The 14,857-nt window shown below is 74.3% G+C and carries 13 protein-coding genes and 1 pseudogene; 6 read left to right on the top strand and 8 right to left on the bottom strand.

Features of this window, described 5'->3' with window-relative positions; genetic code table 11:
* Positions 1 to 87: 87 nt before the first annotated feature.
* The gene (gene yczE / locus O4J56_RS20015; RefSeq protein WP_270687689.1) at positions 88 to 732 is read right to left on the bottom strand and encodes a membrane protein YczE; all 645 of its coding nucleotides are present in this window, start codon (positions 730 to 732) and stop codon (positions 88 to 90) included.
* Between the two features lie 64 nt (positions 733 to 796).
* Here yczE and yczR point away from each other — a divergent pair, with 64 nt between their 5' ends.
* On the top strand, positions 797 to 2,224 hold the full coding sequence (gene yczR, locus O4J56_RS20010; protein ID WP_270687687.1) for a MocR-like transcription factor YczR: 1,428 nt from the start codon (positions 797 to 799) through the stop codon (positions 2,222 to 2,224).
* Positions 2,225 to 2,397: 173 nt separating this feature from the next.
* The gene (locus tag O4J56_RS20005; RefSeq protein ID WP_270687686.1) at positions 2,398 to 4,257 is read left to right on the top strand and encodes an AMP-dependent synthetase/ligase; all 1,860 of its coding nucleotides are present in this window, start codon (positions 2,398 to 2,400) and stop codon (positions 4,255 to 4,257) included.
* 89 nt (positions 4,258 to 4,346) lie between these two features.
* Here O4J56_RS20005 and O4J56_RS20000 read toward each other — a convergent pair whose 3' ends face one another.
* Positions 4,347 to 5,174 carry an alpha/beta hydrolase gene (locus O4J56_RS20000; protein ID WP_270687684.1) on the bottom strand — a complete coding sequence of 276 codons (828 nt, stop codon included), beginning with the start codon at positions 5,172 to 5,174 and terminating at the stop codon, positions 4,347 to 4,349.
* 389 nt (positions 5,175 to 5,563) lie between these two features.
* Here O4J56_RS20000 and moaA point away from each other — a divergent pair, with 389 nt between their 5' ends.
* From moaA to mobA, 3 genes are all read left to right on the top strand, one after another.
* The gene (gene moaA, locus O4J56_RS19995; RefSeq protein ID WP_270687682.1) at positions 5,564 to 6,553 is read left to right on the top strand and encodes a GTP 3',8-cyclase MoaA; all 990 of its coding nucleotides are present in this window, start codon (positions 5,564 to 5,566) and stop codon (positions 6,551 to 6,553) included.
* A 168-nt stretch (positions 6,554 to 6,721) separates the two neighbouring features.
* Positions 6,722 to 7,909, top strand: coding sequence for an RtcB family protein (locus O4J56_RS19990; protein WP_270687681.1), 1,188 nt, complete (start codon positions 6,722 to 6,724; stop codon positions 7,907 to 7,909).
* 44 nt (positions 7,910 to 7,953) lie between these two features.
* On the top strand, positions 7,954 to 8,553 hold the full coding sequence (gene mobA / locus O4J56_RS19985) for a molybdenum cofactor guanylyltransferase (protein ID WP_270687679.1): 600 nt from the start codon (positions 7,954 to 7,956) through the stop codon (positions 8,551 to 8,553).
* A gap of 89 nt (positions 8,554 to 8,642) precedes the next feature.
* On the opposite strand, the gene O4J56_RS19980 is transcribed toward mobA, so the two are convergent.
* Positions 8,643 to 8,867: a hypothetical protein gene (locus tag O4J56_RS19980; protein WP_270687678.1), complete on the bottom strand. Its 225-nt coding sequence runs from the start codon at positions 8,865 to 8,867 to the stop codon at positions 8,643 to 8,645.
* Between the two features lie 456 nt (positions 8,868 to 9,323).
* Between O4J56_RS19980 and O4J56_RS19975 the strand changes: the two genes are divergently transcribed.
* Positions 9,324 to 9,536, top strand: a complete 213-nt coding sequence (locus tag O4J56_RS19975) for a dodecin (RefSeq protein ID WP_270687676.1) — start codon at positions 9,324 to 9,326, stop codon at positions 9,534 to 9,536.
* A 90-nt stretch (positions 9,537 to 9,626) separates the two neighbouring features.
* Here O4J56_RS19975 and O4J56_RS19970 read toward each other — a convergent pair whose 3' ends face one another.
* From O4J56_RS19970 to O4J56_RS19955, 5 genes and pseudogenes are all read right to left on the bottom strand, one after another.
* On the bottom strand, positions 9,627 to 11,027 hold the full coding sequence (locus O4J56_RS19970) for a metallopeptidase TldD-related protein (RefSeq protein ID WP_270687674.1): 1,401 nt from the start codon (positions 11,025 to 11,027) through the stop codon (positions 9,627 to 9,629).
* Positions 11,024 to 11,944 carry a TldD/PmbA family protein gene (locus O4J56_RS32135; protein ID WP_408639143.1) on the bottom strand — a complete coding sequence of 307 codons (921 nt, stop codon included), beginning with the start codon at positions 11,942 to 11,944 and terminating at the stop codon, positions 11,024 to 11,026. The genes O4J56_RS19970 and O4J56_RS32135 overlap by 4 nt, the downstream gene beginning before the upstream one ends.
* Before the next feature lie 339 nt (positions 11,945 to 12,283).
* Positions 12,284 to 12,385, bottom strand: a pseudogene (locus tag O4J56_RS32130) (PmbA/TldA family metallopeptidase); the annotation flags it as partial.
* A 271-nt stretch (positions 12,386 to 12,656) separates the two neighbouring features.
* Positions 12,657 to 13,526: a hypothetical protein gene (locus tag O4J56_RS19960; RefSeq protein ID WP_270687671.1), complete on the bottom strand. Its 870-nt coding sequence runs from the start codon at positions 13,524 to 13,526 to the stop codon at positions 12,657 to 12,659.
* 136 nt (positions 13,527 to 13,662) lie between these two features.
* A complete protein-coding gene (locus O4J56_RS19955) occupies positions 13,663 to 14,472 on the bottom strand; it encodes a cell wall anchor protein (RefSeq protein WP_270687670.1) in 810 nt (269 codons plus the stop codon).
* Between the last annotated feature and the right edge of the window lie 385 nt (positions 14,473 to 14,857).

The raw sequence follows: 14,857 nt of genomic DNA, 5'->3' as shown, positions 1-14,857 counted from the left end.
CCGACGATTCGCTCCGTCACCGTCCGTCCGGGACAGCGTACCGGCGCCGACGGCGTCGTGGCAGCCGTCGATCGCAATGGATCGGGGTCATTTCCGTTCGGGCACTTGCATGCGGGGGATGCACACCTGGGCCAGCGGGCCGATCGCCAGGGCGAAGGCGACCGTGCCCACCCCGGCGGTCCCGCCCAGCAGCATCCCGGCCGCGACCACGGCGACCTCGATCGCGGTGCGCGCCGCCCGGATGGACAGGCCGCGTTCGGCCAGGCCCGTCATCAGGCCGTCGCGTGGGCCGGGGCCCAGCCGGGCGCCGATGTAGCAGCCGGTGGCCGCGCCGGTGACGACGGTTCCGGCCGCCAGGTAGGCGATGCGCGGCGCAAGGGAGTGCGGGTCGGGCAGCCACAGCAGGGTCAGGTCGACCGACAGGCCGACGAGCACGACGTTGGCGATCGTGCCCGGGCCGGGGCGCTGGCGCAGCGGGATCCACAGCAGCATCAGCAGCGCCCCCACGATGACGCTCCACGTCCCCACCGTCAGGCCCGTACGCTCGGCCAGGCCCTGGTGCAGCACGTCCCACGGCATGGCGCCCAGGTCGGCGGCGAGCAGCAGGGCGCCGCCGATGCCGTACAGGTGCAGGCCGGCCAGGAGCTGGGCCAGGCGGCGCGGCCGGGGCGGGGGGAGGAGGCGGTCGAGGAGCGGGGCAGGGGAGCGCTGGGGCTGAAGGGAACGGGGCATGTGCGTAATATTGGCACCATGATGTGTCCCGTGTTGAGTGCCAATTCGAGAAAGTGGACCGGCAATGGCCGGTGAGCGCCGGATCAATGGACGGCTATTGGCCCGCCTGGTCGGCGACGGGGCGCAAGGGCGCCCCTACTACCTGGCGGTGGGGAGGGCCATCGGCGGCCTCATCCTGGACGGCCGGGTGCCCACCCACACCCGGCTGCCGGCCGAGCGGGACCTGGCGTCGGCGCTGGGGGTCAGCCGCAACACCGTCACGGCCGCCTACGCCTGGCTGCGCGAGAACGGGTACCTGGACAGCCGCCAGGGCGCCGGGAGCTGGACGGTGCTGCCCGACTCCGGCACGGCCGCGGGGTCCCCGTTCGTCCCCCAGGCCGAGCACATCGACCTGGGCGTGGCCGCCTCGCCCGCGGTCGAGGGGCTGCAGGAGGCGGCCCGCCGCGCGGTGGAGCAGCTCCCCGCGCACCTGGGCAAGCTGGGGTACACCCCGCGCGGCCTGCCCGAGCTGCGCCACGCCATCGCCCGCCGGTACGTCGAGCGCGGCCTGCCGACCACGCCCGACCAGATCTTCGTGACCAACGGCTCCCAGCACGGCGTGGCCCTGCTGATGGACCTGCTGCTCGAACCCGGCGACACGGTACTGGTGGAGTCGCCCACCTACCCCCACGCCCTGGAGTGCGCCCGCCGCGCCGAGGCGCGCATCCGCACCCTCGGCGTCACCTCGGACGGCTGGGACATGGACTCGGCCGCCGACGCGTTCCGCCAGTGGCGCCCCAAGGCGGCCTACCTCATCCCCGACTTCCAGAACCCCACCGGCGCCCTGATGGACGACGACGAGCGGGCCGCCGTGGTGCGCGAGGCCAAGCGCGCGGGCACCTCGCTCATCGTCGACGAGACCGTGGCCGAGCTGGCCATCGACTCCGGCGACCAGCCCGCGCCCATGGCCGCCTACGACACCGACGGCCGGGTCTTCAGCGTCGGCTCGGTCTCCAAGCTCCTCTGGGGAGGCCTGCGGGTGGGGTGGGTGCGCACCACCCCGCCGATGGTGGAGCGCCTCATGGCGGCGCGGCAGCGGGTGGACATCAGCAGTCCGCTGCTCGACCAGCTCATCGTCACCCGCCTGCTGGCCGACGTGACCCGCATCCGGGCCGAGCGCAGCACCGCGCTGCGGCGCGGGCGCGACGCCCTGGTGGGACTCCTGCGTGAGCGCCTGCCGGGCTGGCGGTTCACCACGCCCAGCGGGGGCCTGGTGCTGTGGGTGGCGCTGCCCCAGCCGATCGCGGGGGCGCTGTGCGAGGCCGCGCTGCGGCACGGGGTCCACCCGGCGGCCGGGCCGGTGTTCGGCACCGAGGGGACTCTGGAGCGCTACGTGCGCCTGGCCTACACCCAGCCGCCGGAGGTGCTCGGAGAGGTCGTGGACCGGCTCTCCGACGCCTATGGGGAGGCGATGGCGCGCCCGGCCCCGATGCACGGGGAGCTCTACCTCTGAGGCCGGTCCGCACGGCGTTCCGGGGGCGGCCGCACCGCGGCGCGTACCGTGCCACGGCGCACCGTGCCGCGGCGTCGGCGGATCATCCGCACACTTGCCCTTCTTCGCCTAACCGTGTTCGGATGTGCGGGCGGGGGTGACGTGCATCACGTTCGAGAGGCGGGAGGGCGGTCGTGGACGTCGAGCGGACCCTGCGCGAGCGCGCGGAGGTTGAGGCCGAGATCGAGGGCCGGACCCTGGTGGACTGGCTGCGCACCACGGCGGAGGAGGACGGGGACGCCCCCGCCCTCTCCGACCGGGTGGGCGACGGATGGAGGACGCTGACCTGGTCGCAGTACCGCCGCGCCGCCTTGGAGGCCGCCGCGGCGTTCGCCGGGGCGGGCCTCCGGCCGGGCGAGGTCGTGGCGCTCATGCTGCCCAACCGCTCCGAGCACCTGATCGCCGACATGGGGGCCGTGCACGCCGGCGCAGTGCCCTTCACCGTGTACGCCACCTTCGCCCCGGAGCAGGTCGCCTTCGTCGCGCAGGACTGCGGCGTGCGCATGGCGGTCCTGGAGGGCGCTGAGGAGCTGGAGCGCTGGGGCCCCGCCCTGGAGCGGTCCGAGACCCTGCACACTGTCGTGCTCATTGACCCGGAGGCGGTGCCGGACGCCCCCAAGGACGGCCGCAGATACGTCTCCTGGGCCGACTTCACCGCCGACGGCGCACGCCTGCACGCCGCCGACCCCGGCCGGGTCGAAGCGCGCGCGGAGGCGCTGACCCCCGAGGACAACGCCACCCTGCTCTACACCTCGGGCACCACCGGCGACCCCAAGGGCGTCTTCGAGACCCACCACCAGGTCCTCTACCAGTGCGTCATCACCCTGCGCGCCAACGCCACCCCCAGGCGGGCCGTCACCCTGTCCTACCTGCCGATGGCGCACATCGCCGAGCGCGTCCTCAGCGCCTACCTGCCCATCAGGGTGGCGGGGCACCTGTACTTCTGCCCCGAGCTGCCGCGGCTGGGCGAGTTCCTGGGCCTGGTGCGCCCGCACGGGCTGTTCGGTGTGCCCCGCGTCTGGGAGAAGCTCCAGTCCGGCCTCACCGCCGCCCTGGCGGCCGCCCCCGAGGAGCAGCGGGCGGCGATCGAGGCGGCCTCCCGGGTCGCCCGCGAATACCTGGAGCAGGGCCAGTACGGCCGCGAGCGCGAGCCCGGCCTGGCCGAGCGCTTCGCCCGCGTCGACGCCGAGGTGCTCGCGCCCATCCGCGCGCTGATCGGGCTGGACCGGGCCGTCTACTGCATCACGGCCGCCGCCCCGATGCCCGAGGAGACCCTGCGCTTCTTCAGCGGACTGGGCGTGCTCATCCGCGACGTCTACGGGATGACCGAGAACTGCGGCGCCGTCACCGTCAACCGGCCCGACGCCTACCGGTTCGGCAGCGTGGGCCTGCCCTCGGAGGGCATGGAGGTGAGCGTCGCCGACGACGGGGAGCTCCTGGTGCGTGGGCCCATCAACGTGTCCGGCTACCACGAGCGCCCGGCGGAGAGCGCCGCGCTCGTCGACGAGGAGGGGTGGCTGCACACGGGGGACGTGGGCCGCATCGACGAGGACGGCTTCGTCTACGTGGTGGACCGCAAGAAGGAACTGTTCATCACCTCGGGCGGGGAGAACATCGCCCCTGCCTCCATCGAGAGCCGCCTCAAGGAGCACCCGCTGGTCGGCCAGGCCCTGGCCTACGGCGACCGGCGCCCCTACCCGGTGGCCCTGCTGACGCTCGACGCCGAGGTCGCCCCCGGCTGGGCGCGCGCCCGCGGGATCGAGGGGGCCGGCCTGGCCGAGCTGGCACAGCACCCGCTGGTCCTGGAGGAGGTCGCCCGCGCCGTGGAGGCCGCGAACGCCGGACTGGCGCAGGTGCAGAAGGTCAAGCGGTGGCGGCTGCTGCCCACCGAGTGGAGCGTGGAGAGCGAGGAGCTGACGCCCTCGCTCAAGCTGAAGCGGCGGGTGGTCCACCGCAAGTTCGCCGACGCCATCGACGGCCTGTACGACGGCTGAGGCCCTGCGGGGCCCCTGTGCCCTCGGGCACCCCCGCGCGGCACCGACGGTCCCCTCCGGTGCCGCGCGGGGGACGGGAGGGGACGGCCTCAGCCCTTGGCGGCGAAGCGCTCGGCGAACCGGACGACCTCGGCCAAGGCCTCCTCGGGGTCGGACTCGTTGAACACCTCGTGCTGGGCCCCGGGCAGGATGCGCGCCGTGACGTCGTTCCCGGCCAGGCTCAGAATGCCCTGGGTGGTGCCGTCGGGCGGCACGATCCGGTCGTCGGAGCCGTGGATCCACAGCAGCGGCAGCGCGTCGATGCACCCGTCCGCGTTGATGCGCTCCAGCTCGGTGGCGATGGCCTCCAGCGTCGGGCGCTTGAAGGGCCCGTGCCAGACCAGTTCGTCGGCGGCGTAGGCGGCGCCCACCTCCGGGTCCCGCGACAGCGTCGCCGGGTCGATCGGCACGTCGGGGATCTCCTCGTGCGCGAGCAGCTCGGGGACCAGGTCCCACCGGCCCAGCACCGGGCCGGACAGCGCCAGCGCCGTCAGCTCCTCGGGGTGGGTCTGGGCATAGCGCGCGGCGATCAGCCCGCCCATGGAGTGGCCCACCATCACCAGCGGCAGGCGCGTGTAGGCGCTGCGGGCCTGGGTGACCAGGCGGTGCACGTCCTCCACCACGCCCGCGAAATCGTCGATGAAGACGCGCTCGCCCTCCGAGCGCCCGTGCCCGCGGTGGTCGAGCCCGTAGACGGCCGCGCCGTTCGCGCACAGGTACTCGGCGACATGCCCGTACCGGCCGATGTGCTCGCCGTAGCCGTGCACCAGCACCGCCAGCCAGGCGGGGTCCTCGCCCTGCGCGGCCCAGGCCCGGGCGTGCAGGCGCTGGGCCCCTCCGGGGCCGCCGGGCAGCCCCCATTCGCGCGAGACGGCCATCGAGGCTCCTTCCGTTGTCGTCCCCCGACGGTAGCGTGCGCGGAGCGCGTGGGGCAGGAGTGGACTCCGGCGCACCGGAAGGGCCGTGGTCCCCGCGGAGGGGGCCGGCGGAGCCCGGCCGGGGCGGCTGTGGCATCGGCCGAATCTTCGCCGTGAAGAAGGAGTGGTTTTGTACCGCGCGACGGAAATTCGACCGAAACCCTGCTGGAAAACGTCCCGAACTGGACGGAGGTGTGCAAGAACGGCCCCTCCGGCACTGCGGGACGAACCACGCGTCTTTTAGGGTGGCGTGTGTCGGGAAGCACCAAGGAGATGCGGTCCCGGCCCCCACAGCCGCTTGCGGGCGGTCGTCCGACCGGGTCCCGCGACGAACATGGGAGGTGTCGCCCGTGCTGGCTGATTCCTACGGGAGAGTGGCCACCGACCTGAGGGTCTCCCTCACCGACCGGTGCAACCTGCGCTGCACGTACTGCATGCCCCCGGAAGGGCTGGAGTGGTTGCCCAAGCCGGAGCTGCTGACCGACGACGAACTCCACCGCCTGATCCGTATCGGCGTCACGATGCTCGGAATCACGGAGGTCCGATTCACCGGGGGCGAGCCGCTGCTGCGCCGCGGCCTTCCCGGCATCATCGCCGCCGCGACGGCGCTGCGGCCCCGCCCCAAGACCGCGCTCACCACCAACGGCATCGGCCTGGCCCGGATGGCCCCGGCCCTGGCCGAGGCCGGGCTGGACCGGGTCAACGTCTCACTGGACACCCTGCGGCCCGACGTCTTCGAGCGGCTGGCCCGGCGCCGCCGCCTGCCCGACGTGCTCGACGGCCTGGCCGCCGCGGCCGACGCCGGGCTGGTCCCGGTCAAGGTCAACGCCGTGCTGATGCGGGGCGTCAACGACGACGAGGCGCCCGACCTGCTCGCCTACTGCCTGGAGCGCGGCTATGAGCTGCGGTTCATCGAGCAGATGCCGCTGGACGCCCAGCACGGCTGGCGCCGCGACACGATGATCACCGCCGACGAGATCCTCGACCTGCTCGGCACCCGCTACGACCTGGCGCCCGACGACACCGAGGAGCGCGGCAGCGCCCCGGCCGAGCGGTTCCTCGTCGACGGCGGACCGGCCACGGTCGGGGTGATCGGCTCGGTCACCCGGCCCTTCTGCGGGGCCTGCGACCGCGTGCGCCTGACCGCGGACGGCCAGATCCGCAACTGCCTGTTCGCCCGAGAGGAGTCCGACCTGCGCCCGCTGCTGCGCGACGGGGGCACCGACGAGGAGATCGCCGAGCGCTGGCGCGCCGCCGTCGCCCGCAAGATGCCCGGCCACGGCATCGACGACACCGGCTTCTTGCAGCCCGCGCGCCCCATGTCGGCGATCGGCGGCTGAGGCCGGGGCGGATCGGCGCCCATCGGCGCCCGAGGGGGCGGGCACGGCACGGAAAACCCGTTGCCGCCGAGTGTCCGCCCCTGGTCTGATTTCCGGGCGCCGGGCCCGGCGGTACCGGCCCCGGAGCCGGCGCGACCGATCCGCCCGTCAGAAGGAGGCGAAGGAGCCATGCCCTACACGGAGGCGCCCGGTGCGCGCGTACCCATCCGGATGTGGACCGACCCGGAGGGCGTCGAACCGGCCGCCATGGACCAGCTCCGCAACGTCACCCGTATGCCCTGGGTGCACGGCCTGGCCGTGATGCCCGACGTGCACTACGGCAAGGGCGCCACCGTCGGCTCGGTGATCGCCATGCGCGACGCCGTGTCCCCGGCGGCCGTGGGCGTGGACATCGGCTGCGGCATGACCGCCGTCAAGACCTCGCTGACCGCCGAGGACCTGCCCGACGACCTGGGCCGCCTGCGCTCGGACCTGGAGTCGGCCGTCCCGGTCGGCTTCCGCATGCACCGCGCGCCGGTGAACGTGCGGCGCATCCACGGCCTCAAGTCCGGCGACTGGGACCGGTTCTGGGACGGCTTCGACGACCTGGCCCCCTCCGTCCACGGCCGCCGGGACCGCGCCGCCCACCAGATGGGCACCCTGGGCGGCGGCAACCACTTCCTGGAGGTCTGCCTCGACGACGACGGCACCGTGTGGACCGTGCTGCACTCGGGGTCGCGCAACATCGGCAAGGAGCTCGCCGAGCACCACATCGAACAGGCCCGCAAGCTGCCGCACAACCAGGACCTGCCCGACCGCGACCTGGCCGTGTTCGTCTCGGGCACCCCGGAGATGGACGCCTACCGCCGCGACCTGTTCTGGGCGCAGGACTACGCGCGCCGCAACCGCGACGTCATGATGGGCCTGGCCTGCGACGTGCTGCGCCGCTCCTTCCCGGGCGTGCGCTTCGGCCAGTGGATCTCCTGCCACCACAACTACGTCGCCGAGGAGACCTACGACGGGGTGGACGTCCTGGTCACCCGCAAGGGCGCGATCCGCGCCGGCCGGGGCGACCTCGGGATCATCCCCGGCAGCATGGCGACCGGCACCTACATCGTGCGCGGCCTGGGCAACGAGTCCTCGTTCAACTCCGCCTCGCACGGCGCGGGGCGGCGCATGAGCCGCTCCAAGGCGCGCAAGACCTTCACCGAGGCCGACCTGGCCGAGCAGACGCGCGGGGTGGAGTGCCGCAAGGACTCCGGCGTGGTCGACGAGATCCCCGGGGCCTACAAGGACATCGAGGAAGTGGTCTCGGCGCAGACCGACCTCGTGGAGGTCGTGGCGCACCTGCGCCAGGTCGTGTGCGTCAAGGGCTGAGGCGGCCGCGTGCGGCCGCCGAGGGGAACCGATAGGGAGGGGCCGTGGAGGCGCTCCAGGAGTGTGACAGCGTCATCCTCGCGGGCGGCAGGGCGCGCCGCATGGGGGGCGCGGACAAGCCCGGCCTGGAGGCCGGGGGAGCGACCCTGCTGGAGCGCGTCGCCGCCGCGGCCCCCGGGCGCGTGGTCGTCGTGGGGCCGCCCCGCGAGCGCCCGCACGCGGTGTACGTCCGCGAGGACCCTCCCGGCTCCGGGCCCGTCCCGGCGCTGCGCGCCGGGGCGGCCGAGGTCCGGGCGCCCTGGACGGCGGTGCTCGCCGGCGACATGCCCTTCCTGCGCGCCGAGCACGTGACCGCGCTGCGGGCGGCCGCCGAGGGGCGCCACGGCGCCGTCATGGTGGACGCCGAGGGGCGGGAGCAGTGGCTGCTGGGCGTCTGGCGCACCGACCGGCTCCGCGCGGGCCTGGAGGCCTACCCCGGGGCGTCCCTCAGAGGCCTGTTCGCGCCCTCGGGGTCGGGGTGCATCCGGCCGTTCGACTATGCGCGGGTGCGCACCCCCGAGGGCGCCGAGCTGGCGGCCTTCGACTGCGACACCCCGGAGGAGCTGGCCCGGGCGCGGGAGCTGCTCCGCGACGGGACGGACTGAGGCGGGCCCGTCGGGCCGGGGCCCACTGGGCGCTTCCGCGTCCCGCTGTGCTCCGTACGGCGCCGTCCCGGCCGCCCCCGGGGACTCCGTCAGCCCGTGAACTCCTCGAAGGGCACCGTCTCGCGCAGGAACCCGCGGACGTCGAGGAAGTCCGCCAGGTAGCCGCGGTGCTCGTCGCAGGCCAGCCAGGTCTTGCGGCGGTCCGGGGTGTGCACCTTCGGGTTGTTCCACACCAGCGCCCACCGCGCCTCCTGCCGGCATCCCCTCCGCGAGCAGACGGGCGGTCCGGTTCCGGCGGGGTCGGTGGTGCTCAACGGGGTGCTCTCCGGGTCGGTGCGGCGGCCCGCCCGGCGGCGCCGCCGGGGCCGCGCCGACCGGGGCGGGAAAGAAAAAGGCGACGCCGGGTGGCTACGGGGGCAAACCACCCGACGTCGCGCGCGGTGTTCCGACGGGGGCTCGAAACACCGGCCCAGCGCTCCGACGGGGGACCGAAGCGCTGCCCCCAATGTACACCGCCACTCCCGGGGGTACGTCAAGACTCAGTTACGACGTGATCTCGGGAGAGTCCCGCGGACCTGCTGTTTCACCAACTAATGGCGAATTTTCCGGAACGGGACCAATGGTGTATGGGCGGAACCCGTAAAGGGTCGGGAAAGCGGCGGAGAAGGGGGGATTGCCCGATCCGCCCCCGGGGAAGGGTGCCGGGAAATGTGCGATGGAACACACCGGCGGCGCCCGACGGGGGCGCCGGGAGCGCAGGAGGGGCGGCCATGAGCGAGCACACCTACCGGGTCACCGAGATCGTCGGCACCTCGCACGAGGGCGTCGACCAGGCCATCCGCAACGGGATCGAGCGGGCCCAGCAGACCCTGCGCGGACTGGACTGGTTCGAGGTCACCCAGGTGCGCGGCCACCTGGAGGACGGCCGCATCGCGCACTACCAGGTGGGGCTCAAGCTCGGATTCCGCCTCGAAGGGGACTGAGGGGCGCACGGGCGGCACGCGGCTCCGGAGGGGCGCCCGCGGGCGCCCCTCCGGAGCCGGACTCCGCGTCGGACTCCGCCGCCGGGGCGCCTAGGACGCCTTGCTGACCGTCGACATGTTGAAGTCGGGGATGCGCAGCGGCGGCATCTCCGTCCGCGGGAACATGTCCCCGGCCTCACGCGACAGGGCGGGCACCGACGCCCCGGCCTCCGTCGCGCGCCTCAGCAGGTCCAGGGGCGACTCGTTGAAGCGGAAGTTGTTCACCGCCCCCGTCACGCGCCCGTCCTCCACCAGGTACACGCCGTCACGGGTCAGGCCCGTCTGGAGCATCGTCTGCGGGTCCACCGACCGGATGTACCACAGGCACGTCAGCAGCAGCCCGCGCTCGGTCCGCGCCACCATCTCGTCAACGCCGTCCGTTGCCCCCGGCAGCTCCAGCACCAGGTTGTCGATGAAGCCGGTCGGCTCCATCCCGGTCCTGCGCGCCGTCGCCCGGGTCTGCCCCAGGGCGTTCAGCACCCCGGCGGAGATCCACTCGGTGCGGCGCAGGGGGAGCCCGTTGTCGAAGGCGCTGATGTCGCGCCCGGGGCTGCCGGCCAGCACGAAGGGCGAGCACTCCAGCCCCGCGCGGCCGGGGTCGCTCAGCAGGTTCAGCGCGAGCCCCGCGACCCGCTCGCCCACGCGCGTGCCGCCGTCCGGCGCCGACAGGGCCGACCGGCCCTCGAAGGCGTCGCGGGCCCCGGAGTCGAAGTACAGCGGCACCATCATGTCCGCCACCGCCTCGGGCGGCATGACGACCTCGTACCGCCCGGCGGGCAGGTCCACCTGCCGCGCGGCCCACTCGGCCCGGCGCGCCAGCTCGGCGTCGAGCGCCTCGGGGTCCACCGCGGCGAAGTCCGGCGCGCTGCGGCCCACCCACGCCGAACGCGGGTCGGAGCCCTCGGCGCGGGTGTTCATCTCGATGGTGCCCTCGGGCTGGTCGTGCCGCAGCCGGATCCCGGTCGAGGTGCCCAGGAACGTGGAGGCGACGGTGTGCTCGGCGAACCCGTAGTGCAGGCGCTTGGAGCCCCCCGAGGCGCGGAACACCCGGCCCAGGCCGCGCGCGGCCTCGGAGAACGCCTCCACGCCCGTGGCCGCCGGGGGCGCGTCCCAGTCGCCCCCCTGGCCGGCCTCATCGGGCGCCACCAGCGGCACCGCCTCCTCGGTGGGGATCGCCGACGAGGCGGCCTCCTCGGCCGCGCGCACCAGGTCCTCCAGCTCCCCGTCGAGCAGCCCTCCGCGCTCGACCACGCCCACCTGGGTGCCGCCGGGGCCCTCGACCACCGACACCACCGTCACCGACCGCGACCGCGCGGCGCCGTTGGTCGTCAGCGAGCTGCCCGCCCAGCGCAGATTGGCGCTGCTGCGCTCGCGGACCAGCACCATGCACCCGTCCGCGCGGGACAGCCCCAGCGCGCGCTCGACGAGTTCCTGCGGGGTGGACGCGCTCACTTGCCTGCCTCCTGAACCGTGTTGAGGACGCGGACGCCGGTGAAGGCCGCCGACGGGCAGCCGTGGCTCACCGCCGCCACCTGTCCCGGCTGCCCCTTGCCGCACCGGAACGTGCCGCCGAGCACGTAGGTGCTCGGGCCGCCCACCGCCGCCATCGCGTTCCAGAAGTCGGTGGTGGTGGCCTGGTAGGCGACGTCGCGCAGCATCCCGTCCAGCCGGCCGTTGCGGATCCGGTAGAAGCGCTGGCCGGTGAACTGGAAGTTGTACCGCTGCATGTCGATGGACCAGCTCCGGTCGCCCACGATGTACACGCCGTCCTCGACGCCCTCGATCAGGCCCTCGGTGGTGGGGCCGTCGAGGGCGGGCGCCAGCGACACGTTGGCCATGCGCTGGATCGGCATGGTGGAGGGGGAGTCGGCGAAGGCGCACCCGTTGGAGGCGTCGTGGCCGGTCAGGCGGGAGATGCGCCGGTCGCGCTGGTAGCCGACGAGCACGCCGTCGCGGATCAGGTCGAAGGAGGAGGTTTCCACCCCCTCGTCGTCGAACCCGACGGTGGCCAGGCCGTGCTCCACCGTCCGGTCGCCGGTCACGTGCATCGACGGCGCCCCGTACTGCAGCGAGCCCAGGTTGTCGGGGGTGGCGAAGGAGGTCCCCGCGTAGGCGGCCTCATATCCCAGCGCCCGGTCCAGCTCTGTGGCGTGGCCGATGCTCTCGTGGATGGTCAGCCACAGCTGCGACGGGTCGATGACCAGGTCGTAGCGGCCCGGCTCGACCGAGGGGGCGCGCAGCTTCTCCTCCAGCAGGGCGGGCAGCCCGTGCAGCTCGGCCTCCACCCGCGCGGTGTACTCCCAGCCGCGCCCGGCCGGGGGCGTGAGGGTGCGCATGCTGTCCATCAGGCCGTCCCGGTTGGCGAACACCTCCACCTCCGGGGCGATGCGCACCCGCTGCTGGGTGGTGGAGGTGCCGGCGCTGTCGGCGTAGAACTTCTGCTCCTTGGCCTGGAGCAGGGTGGCGTCCACGTGGTCGACGCGGTGGTCCTCCAGCAGCCGGCGGGACCAGCCCGACAGCAGGGCCGCCTGCTGCCGGACGGTGGTGGAGAAGGGGTCGCTCTCGTAGGCCGAGACCCACACGGCGCCGGGGTGGGCGGGCTCGGGGGCGAGCTCGATGCGCTCGGCGGTCAGCGGGGCGGCCACCCGGGCCATGTCCACGGCGCGCTCGGCAGCCTCGGCGGCGGCGCGGGGCTCCAGGACGTCGCCGGAGGCGAAGCCCCACACCCCCTCGTGCACCACGCGTACGGCGAAGCCGAGGGTGTCGGAGTCGGCGGCGGTGTCGACCGAGCCGTCGGAGACCGACAGCACGCGGCCACGCACGCGCTCCAGGCGGAAGTCGGCGTGCTCGGCGCCGAGCGCACCGGCGCGCTCGAGGGCGGCGTCGGCGAGCTCGCGCAGGGGCAGTGCGAGGAAGTCCGAATCGATGTCAGGCACGCGGGACAACCTACTTCGCGTGCCCACCCGCCCACCAGGGGCCGCGCCATCCGCGGAGGGGCCCTGGCGGTCCCGGAGGACCCACAGGGTCTTCCGGGACCGCCACGGGGTGCCGGCGGAGTGCTTCCCGGGGGCCGGGGGCCGCTCAGCCGCCGCGCTGGACGTCGACGTGCACGTGGTCCAGGTGCCGCAGGATCTCGTTGTCCGGGTCGGGGGAGATGTAGTCCCACCAGCCCCCGGCCGAGCCGCGGGCGTTCCAGATCTTGTCGTCGAAGATCACGTTGGCCACCTGCAGCTCCTCTGCGTGGGCGACGAGCCAGTGCGCCAGGAGCCACCCCTCGCGGCGGTTCTCCTCGTTGACGGGCCGGTAGAACACGTCGATGGCGCGGCCGTCGTAGTGGGCCGAGTCGGTGCCGTGGCCGCTGTCGACGCCGCCGGGCTCGTAGCCGCCGAGGCTCTGCTCGCCGAAGACCTCGCCCATGGCCTCCAGGACCTCCTCAGCGCGCGGGGTCAGGCCGGACTCGGCCATCTCCTGGCGCTCCAGCCCCGAGGCGGGGGAGACGCGGCAGGTGAGGCTGGGGCCGGCGTCGTCGGGTGGGCCCTGGGCGAGGCGTTCGAGCGCGGCCGGGTCGATGTCGGAGGTGTCCGGGGCCTCGGCGCCGCGCGCGCTGAGAGCGACGGCGGTGGTGGCCCGCTGCGCCTCCTCGACGGTGAGGGCGATGGCGCCGTCCTCGGTCTGGACGGCGCACTCGGGGCCCCAGGGGAGCGCGGTGCGGTCCCTCCCGACGGCTTCGAGCAGTCGGGGCGCGGCCAGGGCGAGGCCGCCCGCGATGAGGGCGAGGACGGCGAGGGTGACGAGGAGGCTCACGAGGCAGCCGCCGCGCTTGCGCCCGCGGCGGCGCCGTCCGCGCGCGCCGGGGGGCGCGGTGGCGCCGTCGGGGTCGGTCCCCTCCTCGGAGGAGGGAAGGGAGGGCGGAAGGCCGTCTGAGGCGCCTCGATGGGGATCGGTGCTCACGGCCGGTACGACGACCCGGCCCGGGGGAAGGTTCCTGTCCGGCCGTGTGGGCTCTCGGGACGCCGGTCCCATCGGCGTACCGGGTAGCGGGGGCCGGATGCCGGGGGCGGGCGCGGGTGTCGGACTACGGGGGCGGTCACGCGAGGGCCGACCACGCGGCGAAGGCGCCGCCCGCGATCAGGACGAAGGCCCAGACGCGGTCCATGGTGACCCAGCGCAGGCGCATGGCGTGGACCCCGAGGAAGTCGTAGGCGATGAGGGCGACGATCCCGGCGGCGGCGAACATGGCGAGCGTGTGGACCCCGGTGGCGACGAGCCCCAGGAACGTCGCGTCGAGGAGGCTCCAGGAGGCGTCCGTGGCGGCGGCGTCCGCGGCGGTGCCCTCGGTGGCGGCCGCCGGCGCCGCACCCTTGTCCGCCGAGTGCCCTGCCGCCGCCTGCGCCGCGCCGTCTCCGGAGGATCCACCGGTGGTTCCTCCGGTGCCGTGTGCGGCGGCGCCGTGGTGGTGGCCGCCGGGGGCGGACCCGGAGCCGGAGCCGCCGTCGGCGAAGTCGCCCGCGAGGACGGGGAGGACCATCAGGCCGGCGCCGTGCATCGAGGCCATGAAGAACGACCAGAGGCCGAGCTGCGGCAACGACATGCGCACGTCGGTCCAGTGGAAGTGGCGCCGCGCCAGCAGGGTCCACAGCCCGAGCGCGACGAGGAGGGCGCCCCCGGAGACGGTGAACCAGTGGGAGGCGGTGAGGGACCCGGTGACCGTGATGACCACGGCGACCGCCGCGATGGACGCGGCGTGGCCGAGGGCGAGCGGGGGGAGGGAGCGGAGGAGCGCCGCCCTGCTGCCCTCCTGGAGTCCTCGGGAGACGGCCAGGAGCCATCCCATCGCGGGGTTGGCGCCGTGGAAGACGCCGAGGCCGATCAGGGTCCACAGCTGCGCTGAGGTCATCGCCCACCGATCCCGTTCGCAGGTCGCGCCGCCTGTGCCCCACAGCGAGCGTCACACGGAGCGACGGGGCGATCAACGCTCGGCAGCGGCCCTGGCCGGGACCGGTCAGCGGCGGGAGGGCGTGTTTACGGGGGGATCGGGCCTCTCGCCCGGGGCCCACGGGCTCCATCCGCACCACGCGTCAGGCCGTCCCGTCCGGCGGCGAAGGGGCGGGTTCTCCCCGGTGGAGGGCCGACGCAGCGCGAGGCGGAGGAGACGCCGAGGACGGGCAGGGGCGCCGACCTCTGCGGTCGGCGCCCCTGCGTCGTTGATCTCGGGAAAGCGCCCCTGAAAGCGGCCCGGTAGCGTCGTTTCTCCCGAGATCAACGCGGAGCGCACCCGCCTA

Source organism: Nocardiopsis endophytica (assembly GCF_027706725.1).
GTDB lineage: Bacteria > Actinomycetota > Actinomycetes > Streptosporangiales > Streptosporangiaceae > Nocardiopsis_A > Nocardiopsis_A endophytica.
The sequence above is the reverse complement of the archived record's forward strand: the minus strand, read 5'-3'. Positions and strand labels throughout refer to the sequence as shown.

Bases quoted from the DNA above. Each gene is read 5' to 3' on its own strand.
- yczE (WP_270687689.1), bottom strand. From the start codon at position 732: ATGCCCCGTTCCCTTCAGCCCCAGCGCTCCCCTGCCCCGCTCCTCGAC.
- yczR (WP_270687687.1), top strand. From the start codon at position 797: ATGGCCGGTGAGCGCCGGATCAATGGACGGCTATTGGCCCGCCTGGTC.
- O4J56_RS20000 (WP_270687684.1), bottom strand. From the start codon at position 5,174: ATGGCCGTCTCGCGCGAATGGGGGCTGCCCGGCGGCCCCGGAGGGGCC.
- O4J56_RS19990 (WP_270687681.1), top strand. From the start codon at position 6,722: ATGCCCTACACGGAGGCGCCCGGTGCGCGCGTACCCATCCGGATGTGG.
- O4J56_RS19975 (WP_270687676.1), top strand. From the start codon at position 9,324: ATGAGCGAGCACACCTACCGGGTCACCGAGATCGTCGGCACCTCGCAC.
- O4J56_RS19955 (WP_270687670.1), bottom strand. From the start codon at position 14,472: ATGACCTCAGCGCAGCTGTGGACCCTGATCGGCCTCGGCGTCTTCCAC.